Origin of the sequence: Leeuwenhoekiella blandensis MED217, from assembly GCF_000152985.1 — a bacterium.
Lineage (GTDB): Bacteria > Bacteroidota > Bacteroidia > Flavobacteriales > Flavobacteriaceae > Leeuwenhoekiella > Leeuwenhoekiella blandensis.
The window spans coordinates 2,222,071-2,239,607 of the sequence record NZ_CH672395.1 but is presented as its reverse complement, the minus strand read 5'-3'; the positions used below and the strand labels follow the sequence as shown (position 1 = coordinate 2,239,607).

The 17,537-nt window shown below is 34.4% G+C and carries 12 protein-coding genes; 10 read left to right on the top strand and 2 right to left on the bottom strand.

Annotated elements, in window-relative coordinates; translation table 11 throughout:
• Positions 1 to 64 precede the first annotated feature (64 nt).
• The 6 genes from MED217_RS09675 to MED217_RS09650 all read left to right on the top strand — a co-directional run bounded on the left by MED217_RS09675 (position 65) and on the right by MED217_RS09650 (position 9,913).
• Complete coding sequence (locus MED217_RS09675) at positions 65 to 3,145, top strand: Eco57I restriction-modification methylase domain-containing protein (RefSeq protein WP_009780329.1); 3,081 nt, start codon at positions 65 to 67, stop codon at positions 3,143 to 3,145.
• A 51-nt stretch (positions 3,146 to 3,196) separates the two neighbouring features.
• Complete coding sequence (locus MED217_RS09670) at positions 3,197 to 5,344, top strand: AAA family ATPase (protein ID WP_009780328.1); 2,148 nt, start codon at positions 3,197 to 3,199, stop codon at positions 5,342 to 5,344.
• Between the two features lie 693 nt (positions 5,345 to 6,037).
• The gene (locus MED217_RS09665; RefSeq protein WP_009780327.1) at positions 6,038 to 6,508 is read left to right on the top strand and encodes a hypothetical protein; all 471 of its coding nucleotides are present in this window, start codon (positions 6,038 to 6,040) and stop codon (positions 6,506 to 6,508) included.
• Positions 6,509 to 6,698: 190 nt separating this feature from the next.
• A complete protein-coding gene (locus tag MED217_RS09660) occupies positions 6,699 to 8,246 on the top strand; it encodes an IS1182 family transposase (RefSeq protein WP_009780326.1) in 1,548 nt (515 codons plus the stop codon).
• Positions 8,247 to 8,301: 55 nt separating this feature from the next.
• Complete coding sequence (locus MED217_RS09655; RefSeq protein ID WP_009780325.1) at positions 8,302 to 8,976, top strand: DUF443 domain-containing protein; 675 nt, start codon at positions 8,302 to 8,304, stop codon at positions 8,974 to 8,976.
• Positions 8,977 to 9,187: 211 nt separating this feature from the next.
• The gene (locus MED217_RS09650; RefSeq protein ID WP_009780324.1) at positions 9,188 to 9,913 is read left to right on the top strand and encodes a superoxide dismutase; all 726 of its coding nucleotides are present in this window, start codon (positions 9,188 to 9,190) and stop codon (positions 9,911 to 9,913) included.
• Positions 9,914 to 9,955: 42 nt separating this feature from the next.
• Here MED217_RS09650 and MED217_RS09645 read toward each other — a convergent pair whose 3' ends face one another.
• Positions 9,956 to 10,918, bottom strand: coding sequence for an IS110 family RNA-guided transposase (locus tag MED217_RS09645; RefSeq protein WP_009780323.1), 963 nt, complete (start codon positions 10,916 to 10,918; stop codon positions 9,956 to 9,958).
• A 379-nt stretch (positions 10,919 to 11,297) separates the two neighbouring features.
• On the opposite strand from MED217_RS09645, the gene MED217_RS09640 reads away from it, so the two are divergent.
• From MED217_RS09640 to MED217_RS09620, 4 genes are all read left to right on the top strand, one after another.
• Entirely contained in the window at positions 11,298 to 12,866 is a 1,569-nt protein-coding gene (locus MED217_RS09640) for an IS1182 family transposase (RefSeq protein ID WP_009780322.1), read from the top strand.
• 21 nt (positions 12,867 to 12,887) lie between these two features.
• Positions 12,888 to 14,017 (top strand): IS3-like element ISLbl2 family transposase gene (locus MED217_RS09630; protein WP_088124381.1). Its coding sequence is split into 2 segments (ribosomal slippage): positions 12,888 to 13,149 and positions 13,149 to 14,017, totalling 1,131 coding nucleotides; the frame shifts between segments, so codons are not numbered across the junction.
• A gap of 136 nt (positions 14,018 to 14,153) precedes the next feature.
• Complete coding sequence (locus MED217_RS18535; RefSeq protein WP_009780321.1) at positions 14,154 to 15,791, top strand: tetratricopeptide repeat protein; 1,638 nt, start codon at positions 14,154 to 14,156, stop codon at positions 15,789 to 15,791.
• A 6-nt stretch (positions 15,792 to 15,797) separates the two neighbouring features.
• Positions 15,798 to 16,127, top strand: a complete 330-nt coding sequence (locus tag MED217_RS09620) for a hypothetical protein (protein ID WP_009780320.1) — start codon at positions 15,798 to 15,800, stop codon at positions 16,125 to 16,127.
• Between the two features lie 43 nt (positions 16,128 to 16,170).
• Here the strand turns inward: MED217_RS09620 and MED217_RS09615 are convergent, their stop codons facing one another.
• On the bottom strand, positions 16,171 to 17,136 hold the full coding sequence (locus MED217_RS09615) for an IS110 family RNA-guided transposase (protein ID WP_009780319.1): 966 nt from the start codon (positions 17,134 to 17,136) through the stop codon (positions 16,171 to 16,173).
• Between the last annotated feature and the right edge of the window lie 401 nt (positions 17,137 to 17,537).

The window sequence follows — 17,537 nt, the reverse complement described above, 5'->3', positions numbered from 1 at the left end:
GAGCTGTTTTTTGCCAACGCTCGAAAAAATGTATCTTGTGAAAGAAAAAACAGAACAAAAATAAATGCCAATATTTCAAAAATCAGTCATACAAAAACACCTTAAAAATCTTGACCAAGAAAAGATAGAAAAGGCTTTCCAAACATTCCGACTGAATTATAATGCAGCGAAAATAGAGCAAATAAAAACGCTCAAAGAAGAAGAATATCAAGACGGATTTTTACGTGAAATATTTGTTGACGTTCTCGGTTACACACTTCGCCCAAATGAAAATTACAATTTACAGCGTGAATTTAAAAACCAAACGGACGGAAAAAAAGCAGACGGAGCAATTTTAAAAGATGAAAATGCAATTGCAGTAATTGAATTAAAGTCAACAAAAACAAAGGACTTAACAAAAATAACACAACAAGCATTTAATTATAAAAACAATCAACCAGAGTGTAAATACATCATAACCTCTAATTTTCAAAAACTTCGGTTTTATATTGACTACTCTACCGAATTTGAAGAATTTGACTTGTTTTTTCTCAACAAAGAACGATTTGAGCTACTATACTTAATCCTTCATAAAGAAAGTATTTTTTCAAATCTTCCCGTACAACTTAAAAAAGAAACGCAGTTTCACGAAAAAGAAATTTCGGAAGAACTTTACAAAGATTATTCGCATTTTAAAGATAAATTGTTTCACAATTTAATTGCAAATCATCCAGACAATGATAAGTTGTTGCTTTTCAAAAAATCGCAAAAACTTTTAGACCGTTTTCTATTTATTCTTTTTGCAGAAGATAGCGGATTATTGCCACCAAATTCGATTTCAAGAATCATCAAACGTTTTGACATCTTAAAAGAAGAAGATGCTTATAAACCAATTTACGAAATTTTTAAGCAGTATTTCGGGTATATGAACATTGGGCGACCAGGCAAAAAGGAATCTGACAATATTCCTGCATACAATGGTGGCTTATTTTACGAAGATTTATTGCTCAACAATTTAAACATTGATGATGAAATTTTAATTGACGATTTAAAGAAACTATCTACCTACGATTTCAATACAGAAGTTGATGTAAATATTCTTGGTCATATTTTTGAACATTCACTCAATGAAATTGAAGAAGTAACCGCAGAAATTGAAGGTACAGTTTCCGACCAAAAAAGAACCAAAAGAAAAAAAGATGGTGTTTTTTACACGCCAAAATACATTACAACTTACATTGTTGCCAACACTATTGGTAAACTTTGCATTGACAAAAGAAAAGAACTAGATATTGAAGAAATTGAATATGATGATTCGTTTCTAAAAAAAGATAAGACGTTAACAGTAAAAGGAAAAAAGCTTTTCAAAACGTTGACCGACTATAAAAATTGGTTGACAAATTTAAAAATCATTGACCCAGCTTGTGGTAGTGGAGCCTTTTTAAACCAAGCATTAAACTTCCTAATCGAAGAACACGAAAAAATTGACGACATCATTGCTGACCTGACAAATTCACCTTTACGACTTTTTGATACCGACAAAAACATACTTGAAAACAATCTTTTTGGAGTAGACATTAATGAAGAAAGTGTTGAAATTGCTCAATTATCGCTTTGGCTTCGCACAGCTAAAAAAGACCGCAAACTTTCCAAATTAAACAATAATATTAAATGCGGAAACTCACTTTTAGCATCTGAATTTGATTGGCACAAAGAGTTTCCCAACATTATGAAAAATGGCGGTTTTGATGTTGTTATTGGAAATCCACCATATATTAAAGAAGCAACAAATAAATCTGCTTTTGACGGTTTACACGACCATCCTTGTTATCAAGGTAAAATGGATTTATGGTATTTCTTTGGTGCTTTGGCATTAGACATAATAAAAAAAGATTATGGATTGATTGGCTATATCGCACCTAATAATTGGATAACCAATGATGGCGCATCAAAGTTTAGAAATATTGTACTTAACAAAGGTAAGATTACTGAATTTATAGATTTTGGAGATTTTAAAGTGTTTGATTCGGCAGGAATTCAGACAATGATTTACATAATGCAACGCTCTGATAATAATAAAAACTACAATTTTAATTTCTCGAAAGTAATTGACAGCAAAATAAAACACGAAAATGCGCAATTGTTTTTAGAGAAAGTCGCTGATGATAAATACGAATATTTTAATTCGAACATCATCAAAGAAGAATTGATAAACCAACCAATTACGTTTATAAATGCAGAACTCAATTTGATAATTGAGAAAATAAAGAATAAAGAAAATTTCAATTTAGAATCTAAAGAAATTGCTTCAGGTATTGACTTATTGCAAGATTTCGTTAATAAGAAACATAAAGAGGTACTTGAAAATGTAGAAGTTGGAGATGGTATTTTTAATTTAAGCCAGTCGGAATATGATAATTTGAATCTTTCCATAAATGAAAAAGATTTAATAAAACCATTTTATACCACGAGCGAATTACAACAATACTATGGTAATCCAAAAAATAGGCTTTGGATTATTTACACAGATTCAAGCTTTAAGGACGAAGAAAAAATACTTCCATTTCCAAATATTAAAGGACATTTAGATAAGTTCTTGGACGTATTTACTTCTGTTAACAAACCCTATGGTTTGCACCGTTCGAGAGACGAAAAATATTTTAAAGGAGAAAAGATTTTTTCATTAAGAAAGTGTTCAGTTCGCCCAAGATTTACATATACCGATTTTGACGCATACGTCAACAGAACATTTATGGTCATTAAAACCGACAGAATTAACCAAAAGTATTTGACGGGAATTTTAAACTCAAATTTGATAGCATTTTGGTTAAAGTATAAAGGAAAAATGCAAGGCAACAATTACCAAATTGACAAGACACCTTTAGAAAATTTACCATTAATAAATCCGAATAAGGAAGTTCAAGAAAAAATTGCCGATTTAGTTTCAAGCATTATTTCAAACACTCAAAAAAGTTCAGAATATCAAGAATTGTTAGACAAAGCAAAAACGGATAACAATTTTGACAGAGAAATACAATTAACAAAAGAATTGGAACAACTAACAACGGAATTGGAAAAAGCCGAAAGTAAAATCAACTCGATTATTTACGAGCTATACGAAATTGACCCGACTGAAATTGCAACGATTGAGAAAAATATAAAATAAATGAAAAATTCAACGCACAGTCTAACATCAAGAAAGAATACATTTTAAAGAATGATAACCAAACTAAGTAACTTTACTCACAAATCATTTGTTGGCTACACTAACCCTAGTGGTTTACTGTTTCGTCCAAAAAACATTCTATTTGGTTACAATGGTAAAGGAAAAAGTTCTATTGCTATTGGCATTAAAGATGAATTTCTAAAAGACATAATCAAGAAGCCTGAGAATTTTAGAATCTTTGATAGAGATTTCGTTTCAAATTCATTATTAATTGAAAATTCCGAAGATAAAATTAAAGGCGTTGAAGCGAGCTTTAGCAAGGGAGATGTTGATATAGAAAACAAGATTAAAGAACTTGAGAAGTTAATCATCAAAGAAGATGAAATTGAAAAACTTGACACTAATATTTCCAAATTACACAAAGAAATCAGAACTGAAATAGATAAAATTCACGATAGGCGAAAAGGCAAATCCAATATTCAAAAAAAGTCCAAAGATGAATCTATTGAGCGTGTAATTGAACTTTACAAAAAGGATTTTCAAGATGCTAAAAAAATCGAATCTGATGATGAAAATTTGATAAAGATTAATGGAGACAATGCTATTGAGAAGCAAATTGCACAAAATGAGAATTTAAAACCATTAAACTTTTCAAAAATTCAAACACCTTTAATTGAAGAGGTAAAAGCAATATTCAAAGAAAAATTTGGAGAAGATATTTCTATCCCAGAATTTGAGATTGTTCAATGGATTGAATCAGGTTTAAAACTTCACAAGGAAGGAGACAACTGCAAATTCTGCAATGGAAACTTAGATTTTTTAGATGTCAAATCGAAACTAGCTGAATTCAAAGAAAACAAACGTCATAAGGCAATTGAAAAACTAAAGCAATTCAGAGAGCAACTTCAAAGCCTTTTGGATAGTATCAAAATTATTGAGAAGGAATCCAAAACATATTCTACTAACATTGGAACTGATATTGAGCAATATTTTACTGCAATTTCTGCAAAGAAAAACACTATTGTTTCTCTTATAACTTCTTGTCAATCGAAAATTGATAAAATTGAAATTCAAGAAACTTTTGACTTTGAACTTTTAGCTGAAACTTTGAAAGTAATTGAAGAATCAATATCTAGCATCTCTAAAGCCAAACACCAACTATTATTAGAATTAAGAAAGAAACAAAACAATCTGACCACCTTAGTAAAAGGTGCGATTGGCTTGGAAATACGAAAATCAGCCACAATAAAAGAAAAGCTAAAGGAGGTTAAAGACAAGGTAGTAGACGTTAAAGAAAAGAGAGAGAACAACAAGAAAAAGCAACAAGACATTCAAGATTTAAAGCAACAAAAAAGTCTTACAAAGGATTTTGCTGATTTTGTTTCTCAAATTCTTAATGACATAAATATTTCATTAAAGGTTGTGCTTGATACTGACAACAAAAATTACATTATCAAAAGCACCAACGAAAACGCTACACTTACAATAAAAGATATAAGCGAGGGCGAAAAGAATCTTTTAGCCTTGTTGTTTTTCTATTATGAACTATTTGCTGATAACAAACAACAGCGGATAAAACCAGAAATTGAACTTATCATAGTAGATGACCCAATTTCAAGTATGGATGATTCCAATAAGTTTTACATTTTGGAAATGATGAAAAACCTTTTAGAACTTAAAAACCAACAGATTTTCGTTATGACACACTCTTGGGACGACTACTGTAATTTATCATATGGTCAGGAGAACAATCAAACTTTTGCAACTTTTGAAATAAGAAAAAATAACGGAGTAAGCACATTGGTTGAATTGTCTCGTAAAGTAAAACCATATAACTATTTGTTTAAAGAAATTTATGAATTTTCAAAAAAAAGTGGTGAAGATATAAAGACAGAATGCCAAATTTATCACTATCCAAATGTAATGAGAAGAATTTTTGAAGAATGGTATGGTTTTAAAATTGGAAGAAATTTGAACTTTACAAGTAATCTTCAAAAGCAAATTGAAAATGATTTTAGCATTACAAGTAACAACCAAAAAACAAAACTTGGTTTATTAATTAAAGTTTGCAATATTCTTTCTCATTCGATAAATGGTTCAATGAATCCACAGGAAATCCATCAATCAGCAAAATATTTGATGAGACTTATTGAAGATAAAGACAAATTACATTTTGACAAAATGAAACATAATAATTAAAATAGTGAAAGCCAACGCTAAAAGCCATACACATTGGCAAGTCGCACCAGCCGCCACACAAGCCAAAACTTGCCAAAGAGTATGTCTTTGCCAACGCTGAAAACAAACAGAACGGAATAAAGCCAGTGGGTAACAATGTGTATAAGCAATAGCGGGTTTAGTGCAAAATTGAAAGGAAATGAATAATAATAAAGGTAAGTGTTTAACCGAAAAGCTAGTGGGTTTTAATCCGCTACTGCTCATACACTAGACAGTTGGGTTTAATGCTGAAAAACCGTCCTCCAAATCAAAATTTCGGCTGAAATTTAAGTTTATTGAAAATCGGAATTTGATAAATAATTTCGCGGAATTTGAGCCAATTACGGAAAAAAACTGCGGAATTTTAACAAGTTTGCGGAATCGGAATCTGAAACCGAACTGAACGCTGAAGTTCACTCTTGCGGAATTGAGCAAGTTTGCGGAACAGAAAAACTGAACGGAAAAAAACAATCGGACTGAAAAAAAGCGGAACGAATCATTAAGCGGAAAAAAGCACTAAAACCCAACACCGGCTATAGTTCATTGCGGCGGAATTTTCTGCCGAAAATTCCACGCACTTTTACTATCTTTGGGTTACGGCGGAAAGAATCCTACGGATTTTTCCGCAACGAAACCATAGCCCAACACGTTGTAGCTAATGTAAAACCAACCAATATGAGATATTTACTAACACCAATAACAATGTTTATTTGGTATTTACTGACCTATTTAGGACTTTATTATGGAATGGTTCTAATGTTATGGATGTTTTCTTTGAGCTGGATTTGGTTAATAATCGGATACACATTCTTAATCGGAATAATTTCCTTTCTTGTAAATTCTCTGCCAGCACTAATCAACTACTTGATTTTGAAATTTTATCGACTGAATTGGTTCAGTATTATTGCTCACTCAATTGCTGGACTTTTGGGAATTATCTACTTCTATTATTTCATATACCAAAACCCACCTACAATGGTTAGTGGAAATGAATCGATACCAATGTTAAAAGCATTATGGAATCAATCGTGGCTGAAAACAATATTACTTATAATTCCATTCATCGGACTTCAACTTGGCCTAATCTATCAGGGAATTTTTAGTCCGATAACTATGAAACTGGAAGAAAAAGAAAATGAATATTAAAAAAACACTAGCTACAACAATGTATAACCGCAATTACGGCGGATTCGACTACGTCCGAATCCACTCGGAATTGCTAACGCCAGTTCTTAACCGAAAATCATTAACTTTAAACCCGTAACTGACGGTTATACGAGACCGTCAGACTGTCTCAAAACTTAGGATATTTCATTTAAAAAGATTAATTTCATGAATGGAATATCAACAAGGACAACCCCGCGAGCAACTTACCCTGTACACCACCTGTTTAGACGATATGATCCCTCAAGATAATAGTGTTCGTCTGATCGATCAATTTGTAAACCTATTAGATCTTCAAGCGCTGGGCTTTCAATCCAAAGCCTCACAGGGCAGACCTCCCTATGATCCTGCAGATTTATTGAAGCTTTACATTTACGGCTATATGAACCGGATGCGCTCTTCCCGCATCTTAGAAAAAGAATGCCTGCGCAATATCGAGGTCATCTGGTTGATCAAAAACCTACAGCCTGATCATAATACTATTGCCCGATTTAGAAAAGACAACCCAAAGGCTATTAAGCGCGTGTTCCGCCAGAGCGTGCAACTCGCACGTAACTTCAACCTGATCGGGGCTACGCTCATCGCCGGTGATTCTACTAAGCTCAGAGCCCAAAACAGCAAGAAGAATAACTACAACAAAAAGAAGATACAGCGCCATCTGGATTACATTGATAAAAAACTCGAAGAACATAACCGGGAACTGGCTAATGCTGATGGAGATCACAAAGAAGAAGTACAACAGCAAATACACACCCGTAAAGCTCAACGTGTAAAATACCAGCAGATAAAAAACCAACTGGAGCAGGATACCTCTTCTCCCAATCCGCAACTATCGACCTCTGACCCTGACAGCAGACATCAAATTGTACGCGGGACCGTTACCGAAGTATGCTACACTGCACAAACCACCGTAGATGCTCAAAATAAAATCCTGATCGATTATAAACTCACCAACGCCAATGATAAAAAAGCAATGGGCGGTATGCTCGCCAGAGCTAAAACCATCTTACGCACAACCCACTTCACCGCCCTTTATGACAAAGGGTATCACACCGGAAGTGAGTTTCATACAGCAGATCATTTAGGCATTGCTACCTTGGTTGCCATACCTGCTATTGGAAGAAAAAGTCAGGCACCAAACCCCAGATACAACGCAGAGTATTTTAACTATAACTCAGATCCAGACACTTATACCTGTCCGCAGGGACATACACTAACCTCTAACGGGACCCAGTACAAAGCACGTAACTACACTTTTAAACAATACAAAACCAAAGCCTGCAAGACCTGTGTGGTGCGGGAGAACTGTACCACTTCAAAAGTCAATGGAAAAGTAATACAGCGCAGTCAGTACACCCAGAACATTCAGGATAATGCCAAACGTATTGCTCAAAGCGGTGAACTCTACAAAAGGCGGCAAGCACTAGTTGAGCATCCTTACGGCACCATAAAGCGTCAATGGGGATTTAATCATATCTTGACCAAAAAAGGAATACAAGCTGCTTCAGCAGATTTAGGTCTTATGCTGCTAGCTTATAATCTTAAAAGACTGTTCAAGCTAAAAGTATCTCTTGAGGCAGCGATAAAACATAGTTTTTTAAGTGTTTTAAAGCTATTAGAGGGCTTAGAAAGGCTCAAACCTAAAGTATATCACCAAAATACCCAAAACACCTCATATGCAGTTTTTGTTGGATATCGCATACACTTCAACTACTTTTAAAACATAAAAAGGTAGTTTTGAGACAGACTGCCGTTGCCAGTAATTTAAAAAAACCGTGGAAATAACAAAAAAAGAGGTCGAAAAATTGATTGAATTAAAAGAAGAAAATACTCTTATCAATCATTTAGGAAACGTAATTTCTCGCGATTTTCGTATAAAAGGAGAAATAAGCGAAAATAAAGTGAAATTATGGAAACAAGGGTTTTGGAATATGATTACGTATCCAGTTTTTACATTTGAGTTCAATACTGAAAAGCATTTGATTGATATTACTGACAAACAAAATCCGATAGGGAAAATTTTTAATATCGTAATATTTCTACCATTAATCTATTTTATTGTTTTACAATTAATTAATGAATCAGAACTTATAAGCAGTTTAACCCTTATTTCTTTTGTTCTAATATTTATTATAGGCTTAATATTTTTTGCTCGAAAAGTTTATAATTTTGAAAAACAAAATCAACTTGACAAAATTTTTGATCTTTTAGAAATTGAAGTTGATGAGAAAGAAATAGAAAAAGAATGGAGTTTTAAAAAATTAATAACACGGATTTTAATGTATCCTATTTGCATTGGTCTTATAATTCTAGCTATATTCTTGTTTTTTCCAAATGAAGATATAATTTTAGGAATTGGTTGTCTTGGAATCGCAGGAGCGTATTTATTTGCTGACTTAAAAATAATACTCGGAAAAAAAACTACTGGCAACACCGTATATAACAAATAGCTAAGTCGGTTCTAAATCGAAAATTTTGGTATATTTGGAAAGTCGCCAATTTTTTTATTTGGCGTTTTAGAATTTTAAAGATAAAAACTTAAACAAAAAAATTGGCTTGTGGCGCAACCGAAAATTTCGCACTTTTCCGCACGCTACTTGTCATATACGCACACGTTGGCAGTAATGTGGAAAAACGAGATAAATTGAAAAAAGTATAAATATGGACAGAAAAGAATTTTTAAGAAACACGGCAATTTTAGGTGGAGCGACAATCCTACCAATGAACAACGTTTTTTCACAAAATGTAACGGAAAACGGAATTGACAGATTAGTGGACAGTAATGGAAATTTCATTCAAAAATCACTTCCATACAATAAAACTTTTTTGGAGCCACATATGGATGAAGAAACCTTACATCTGCACTTTGAATTTCATCACGGTGGAGCAGTAAAAGGGGCAAACACAGATTTGATTAAAATTAAGGAACATCTAAAATCGGGCGATTTAGACCAAGTGGATTTGTGGACCCGAAAGTTAGCTTACCACTTTTCAAGCCACGTGCTTCATTCCATCTTTTGGACGAACTTAACGAATAAAAAAACTGAACCCAAAACTGAACTCTTAAAACAGATAGAAAAGGATTTCGGTTCATTTGACAAACTGAAAAGCTATATCGGGAAAATATCAAAAACTGTAGAAGGAAGCGGTTGGGGTATTTTGGGTTACCAACCTTATTCGGATAGCTTGACATTGTTACAATGCGAAAATCATCAAAAATTAACACAATGGGGAGTTGTTCCGATTTTGGTGATTGATGTTTGGGAACACGCCTATTATTTGAAATACAAAAATAAAAGAGCCGATTTTGTTGATACAGTTCTTGAAATTATCAATTGGGACAATGTAGCTGACCGATTTATGACAGCAAAACGACTGACAAAATAAACACTACTGCCAACAAAGAACTGAGTTAAAATCCAAGAGTATTTAGTTCAATTTTGTCGCATAATTTGGGTCATAGGGCAAGCCGCTCTTTGCGATTGCAAAAGCTTGTTTTATTAGTTTATTTATAACTGCTATTAGTGCTAGCTTTTTACTTTTGCCTTTTGCTATAATACGTTCATAAATTTTCCTACAGGCAGTATTGTATTTACTTGCAGAGAAGGCACATAAAAACAAAAGATTTCTGAGTTTTTGGTTACCCATTTTACTGATTCTGCTTTTACCCCTGACACTGCTCCCTGATTGCCGTATGGTGGGCGTTGTGCCTGCAAAGCTACAAAGCTGCGATGCAGTTTCAAATTTGGTAAAACCATCAGTTAACACGATCAATAAAGCTGCTGTTTTATCTCCTAAACCTGGGATACTCTTTAAATTAGTCAACTGTTGCTGGTGCTCTGCTTTAACTAGAGATAATAAGCGCGTTTCTAGGGATTTTATCTCTTTATCCAATATCTTTTTTGATCTGTTCAATGATCTAAAAACCGCTTTTGAAGGTATACCTAAAGCTTGCTCTCCGTGAATTTTATTCTTTAGCTGAGTGCGCTGTTTTAGTACAGCTCTATAACGTAGAAGTTGTAGAGATTCTGCTTGATTCTGATCCTTTCCCGTATATAAAGGCACTGGGTTGATCAAAGCATAGTCACATATGGCTTTAGCATCACTCTTATCGGTCTTTACTTTAGATAAACGCATCTGTATAAACCTCTTTACAGATAATGGATTTACTACAGAAACCGGTTGGCCAGATTCAAACAGGAATTGTGCTAAACAATAATGATAATAACCGGTTGCTTCCATAACGACAATTGCTGATTTTTCAAGCTCTTTAATGAACTTTTTGAACCCGGCAACAGTATTAGGGTATTGACGGTAAAAGCCTGTTGTATTTGCTACATCAAAGACATCTTTGCTAATATCTACTCCATAAGTTTCACTATATTTACTCATAACAATTAGATTTTGGAAAGGACGATCTACTTGGTGTTCAACAACTTTAAATCGAGGTTAGCGCCTCACAGAACTGATCGAAATCTAAGTAGAAAAGAGCAGTGATTATCAATGTTGACGGAATCTGAAGTTCCAACGGCTATAGTAACCTTAACCTGCTCTTTTGTTCTTTCTGATTAATGCTATAATTTAAACAGAATCAAACTTAAGTTGGCTATAAGTAATTGCTTGTTCTCGCCTACTTCTGAAAATCCTCGCGGATTTTCAGTTTGGTGTGTACTTGCAAAGTTAAGTGCTAAACCACGCAACTACTCATAGCCGAGACCGTCAGACTGTCTCAAAACTTAGGATATTTCATTTAAAAAGATTAATTTCATGAATGGAATATCAACAAGGACAACCCCGCGAGCAACTTACCCTGTACACCACCTGTTTAGACGATATGATCCCTCAAGATAATAGTGTTCGTCTGATCGATCAATTTGTAAACCTATTAGATCTTCAAGCGCTGGGCTTTCAATCCAAAGCCTCACAGGGCAGACCTCCCTATGATCCTGCAGATTTATTGAAGCTTTACATTTACGGCTATATGAACCGGATGCGCTCTTCCCGCATCTTAGAAAAAGAATGCCTGCGCAATATCGAGGTCATCTGGTTGATCAAAAACCTACAGCCTGATCATAATACTATTGCCCGATTTAGAAAAGACAACCCAAAGGCTATTAAGCGCGTGTTCCGCCAGAGCGTGCAACTCGCACGTAACTTCAACCTGATCGGGGCTACGCTCATCGCCGGTGATTCTACTAAGCTCAGAGCCCAAAACAGCAAGAAGAATAACTACAACAAAAAGAAGATACAGCGCCATCTGGATTACATTGATAAAAAACTCGAAGAACATAACCGGGAACTGGCTAATGCTGATGGAGATCACAAAGAAGAAGTACAACAGCAAATACACACCCGTAAAGCTCAACGTGTAAAATACCAGCAGATAAAAAACCAACTGGAGCAGGATACCTCTTCTCCCAATCCGCAACTATCGACCTCTGACCCTGACAGCAGACATCAAATTGTACGCGGGACCGTTACCGAAGTATGCTACACTGCACAAACCACCGTAGATGCTCAAAATAAAATCCTGATCGATTATAAACTCACCAACGCCAATGATAAAAAAGCAATGGGCGGTATGCTCGCCAGAGCTAAAACCATCTTACGCACAACCCACTTCACCGCCCTTTATGACAAAGGGTATCACACCGGAAGTGAGTTTCATACAGCAGATCATTTAGGCATTGCTACCTTGGTTGCCATACCTGCTATTGGAAGAAAAAGTCAGGCACCAAACCCCAGATACAACGCAGAGTATTTTAACTATAACTCAGATCCAGACACTTATACCTGTCCGCAGGGACATACACTAACCTCTAACGGGACCCAGTACAAAGCACGTAACTACACTTTTAAACAATACAAAACCAAAGCCTGCAAGACCTGTGTGGTGCGGGAGAACTGTACCACTTCAAAAGTCAATGGAAAAGTAATACAGCGCAGTCAGTACACCCAGAACATTCAGGATAATGCCAAACGTATTGCTCAAAGCGGTGAACTCTACAAAAGGCGGCAAGCACTAGTTGAGCATCCTTACGGCACCATAAAGCGTCAATGGGGATTTAATCATATCTTGACCAAAAAAGGAATACAAGCTGCTTCAGCAGATTTAGGTCTTATGCTGCTAGCTTATAATCTTAAAAGACTGTTCAAGCTAAAAGTATCTCTTGAGGCAGCGATAAAACATAGTTTTTTAAGTGTTTTAAAGCTATTAGAGGGCTTAGAGAGGCTCAAACCTAAAGTATATCACCAAAATACCCAAAACACCTCATATGCAGTTTTTGTTGGATATCGCATATGTATGCTTCCCTTAAAACCGAACTGTTTAGAAGTGTAATAATTCTTAATTTTAAACAGTATGAGACGAAGCAAATTCACACCTACACAGATTGCAAAAATTTTAAAGGAGTTCGACAACGGTAAGAGTGTTGAAGAAATTAGCCGCGAATACGGTGTCAGTACCTCTACCTTTTATAAATGGCGTTCTAAATACGCTGGTATGAGCAGCAAAGAACTTAAGCGTATTAAGGAGCTCGAAGCTGAAAACGCCCGTCTAAAGCAGATGTATGCCTCTTTAGCACTAGACCACCAAATGGCAAAAGAGATTATTGAAAAAAAGCTCTAAAGCCCTGCCGTAAACGCACCATAGCTAAAGAACTTATCCGCTACGGCATCAGTAGGGCGTGCCGAGTGCTTAATATGAGTAAAAGTGTTTACTATTATAAGCCATTACCCAAGGATGATACTCCTATAGAGAAGGCTCTTAGAGACAAAGCAGAAGAACATTCAGAAGAGGGTTTCTGGAAAGCCTACTGGCGTATCCGTAACGAAGGAAAGCCTTGGAATCATAAGCGGGTACACAGGGTGTATGTATCTTTAGGGCTTCCTTTAAGAAGAAAAGCAAAGAAGCGCCTGCCCGCGCGTATACAGGAGCCTTTGGAGATTCCTGAAGAATTGAATGATACTTGGAGTATTGATTTCGTAAGCGATGTCCTAGAAAACAAGAGACGTTTTAGATCTTTTAACGTAATAGACGATTTTAATCGAGAGGCACTACATATTGAAGTAGACTTTTCATTGACTAGTAATCGGGTAGTCTGGGTACTCAATCACCTAATCAACCGACGGGGCAAGCCAAACAGGATCAGGATGGACAATGGTCCTGAATTCATAGCAAACCTAACTGCTGAATGGAGTAAAATGCATGAAATTGAATTTAAATACATACAACCAGGCAAACCTACTCAAAATGCTTTTGTAGAACGCTTTAATGGCTCCTATCGCAGAGGTGTCCTAGATAAATATATCTTTGAAAATATTGATCAGGTAAGGGAACAAACTCAAATATGGATGGAAGATTACAATAAATATCGTCCCCATGACTCACTGGGCAAAATAGCACCAGTGCAATACGCAAAACTCCATTCTCTTGGGGCTAGCCCCAAGAGAATGAATAACAATAATTTTAAACCAGTTTTGGAAAATTAAGCAGTTCTAGTCTGGGGAAGCTTACACATACACTTCAACTACTTTTAAAACATAAAAAGGTAGTTTTGAGACAGACTGCCGTTGTGTGTAATTTAAGAGCAACATCCTGAATACAATATTGAAAATTAAACCTTGAATGAAAAGAATAATAAATCTATTAATATTAACTGCATATTTAACTACGTATAGTCAAAATAACAAAAAAGATGTTAGTGAATACTTAAACTCAACAGTTACAATATTTTTAGATGACAACACAAAATCAGGTAGTGGCTTTATTATTGAAAATGGGAAAATCATAACAAATCTACACGTAATTGAAGGAAATAAAAATGGTTATGCAATTATAAACGGAACAAATATAAAACATAAAATAGATGGCTATTTTGACTTCGACGACCAAACTGATTTGGCAATACTATCTGCACCAACTTTAAAAGGAAATCCTTTAACGTTAGCTAAGGAAAAGCCTAAAATTGGAGATAAAGTTTTTGCTTTTGAAAACCCAATTATTTCCTCTAAAATTATTTTGGAGGGTAAAGTGAACTATACAAGCAGCTCAGAATCAAATGGAATTATTAAGACTTCAATACCCTTGAATCGAGGAAATAGTGGTGGAGCATTAATAAATTCAAAAGGTCAAGTTATTGGTATAGTCAATAGTGGTATAATAAGCGATATTGAAAACCTTAAGGCTGGATACGCAATTGAAGTTTCGTTTTTAGAAAAACTATTAAAAAGAAAGAATGAAACTAAGAAAGAATTAAATATAAAAAAAGGTGCATTTCATTATTTCAATGAAAGTCAGTTAAAATATAATGTCAAAGATTATCAAGGTGCACTTTTAGACTTAAATAAATCAATTGAGTTAAATCCTAATTTCTTTATTTATTACTACAATCGAGCAAACATAAAGCTTAAATTAAGAGACTATGAAGGAAGTATTAACGATTGCAATAAAGCACTTAAAATTATTCCAAATTTTGTTTTAGCCTATAATGTTAGAGGATTAGCAAAATCTAAAATAAAAGATAATAGTGGAGCGATTAATGACTTTAATAAATCAATAGAAATTGACAAGAATTTTGCATCAGCATATAATGGAAGAGGCTTAGTGAAAGCAAGTCTAAAAGACATTGCTGGTGCAATTAATGATTTTGACAAGGCAATCCAAATTGAACCTAAAAATGAATTATTTTATGTGAGCAGAGGTGGAATTAAATATTTCTCTGACTTAAAAAAAGAGGGCTGTGAGGATTTTCAAAAAGCAAAAGAATTAGGGTTTAAAGACGCTCAACAATTACTTAATAAGTTTTGCAACAATAACCAAACAGCTAAAGAATATTTTGAAAGTGCAATTATCAAAGAAAGGAATAAAGATTATTATGGTGCACTTTCTGATTATAATAAAGCTATTGAGATTGACCCTAAATTAGTTAAAGCTTATAATAATAGAGGAAATTTGAAAGGAGATTTAAAAGATTACGAAGGTGCAATTTCAGATTTTAATAAAGCCTTATTACTAAATCCAAAAGATATATTTGCTTATTCTAATCGTGGTATAGCTAAAACTAAAATTAAAGATTATAACGGAGCTATTTCAGATTTTACCAAAGCAATATCTCTTGACCCAAAAGACGTAAGCTCTTATATGGCCAGAGGAATAACCCAACAAATGTTAGGCAATAAAAAAGAAGCTTGTTCTGATTGGCAAAAAGCTGGAGAATTAGGCTATGAAAGAGCCTATTTATTTATTAAGAAATATTGTAATTAATAATATATGAAAAATAAAAAACTACTAATAATCGCTATTCTATTAATTGGTATCTTCTTTTTAGTTAAAAGCAGAAGAGTTTCTCAATCAACCTTTGATTTAATGGTTTTAATGGAACAAACTGAAATACTTGAAGTTTGTAATAATAGATTGATAGCCAAACAAAAAGACCCAAATATAAGTTTCGAAAATGTTTCTTATGATAATAAGGAATTTTACAATTACATACTTTCAAAAAACGGAGACGACTTATGTTCAAATACCAAAAAATTGAATGAAGTAGTAACGGAACACTATAAAGAATTCTTTAAAAAGGAATGGAAATTTGTTTATTAAAAAACTACACACAACAAAGAACTGAGTTAAAATCCAAGAGTATTTAGTTCAATTTTGTTGCATAATTTGGGTCATAGGGCAAGCCGCTCTTTGCGATTGCAAAAGCTTGTTTTATTAGTTTATTTATCACTGCTATTAGCGCTAACTTTTTGCTTTTGCCTTTTGCTATAATACGTTCATAGATTTTCCTACAGGCGGTATTGTATTTACTTGCAGAAAAGGCACATAAAAACAAAAGATTTCTGAGTTTTTGGTTACCCATTTTACTTATTCTGCTTTTACCTCTGACGCTGCTCCCTGATTGCCGTATGGTGGGCGTTGTTCCTGCAAAGCTACAAAGCTGTGATGCAGTTTCAAATTTGGTAAAACCATCAGTTAACACGATCAATAAAGCTGCTGTTTTATCTCCTAAACCTGGAATGCTCTTTAAATTAGTCAACTGTTGCTGGTGCTCTTCTTTTACTAGAGATAACAACCGTGTTTCTAAAGATTTTATTTCTTTATCTAATGTCCTTTTTGATCTGTTTAAAGATCTAAAAACAGCTTTTGAGGGTATACCTAAAGCTTGTTCTCCGTGAATTTTATTCTTTAGCTGAGTACGCTGTTTTAAGTATAGCTCTAATAAACGTAGAAGTTGTAAAGATTCTGCTTGATTCTGATCCTTTCCCGTATACAAGGGTACTGGGTTGATCAAAGCATAATCACATATGGCTTTAGCATCACTCTTATCTGTCTTTACTTTAGATAAACGCATCTGTATAAACCTCTTTACAGATAATGGATTTACGACAGAAACCGGTTGGCCAGATTCAAACAGGAATTGTGCTAAACAATAATGATAATAACCTGTTGCTTCCATAACGACAATTGCTGATTTTTCAAGCTCTTTAATGAACTTTTTGAACCCGGCAACAGTGTTAGGATACTGACGGTAAAAGCCTGTTGTATTTGCTACATCAAAGACATCTTTGCTAATATCTACTCCATAAGTTTCACTATATTTACTCATAACAATTAGATTTTGGAAAGGACGATCTACTTGGTGTTCAACAACTTTAAATCGAGGTTAGCGCCTCACAGAACTGATCGAAATCTAAGTAGAAAAGAGCAGTGATTATCAATGTTGACGGAATCTGAAGTTCCAACGGCTATAGTAACCTTAACCTGCTCTTTTGTTCTTTCTGATTAATACTATAATTTAAACAGAATCAAACTTAAGTTGGCTATAAGTAATTGCTTGTTCTCGCCTACTTCTGAAAATCCTCGCGGATTTTCAGTTTGGTGCGTACTTGCAAAGTTAAGTGCTAAACCACGCAACTACTCATAGCCGAGACCGTTGTACACAAGCTCTGAAAAGCCAACCGCACAGGCAAGCACATTTCATTTTGCTCGTGCCTCACAAAATAAAAA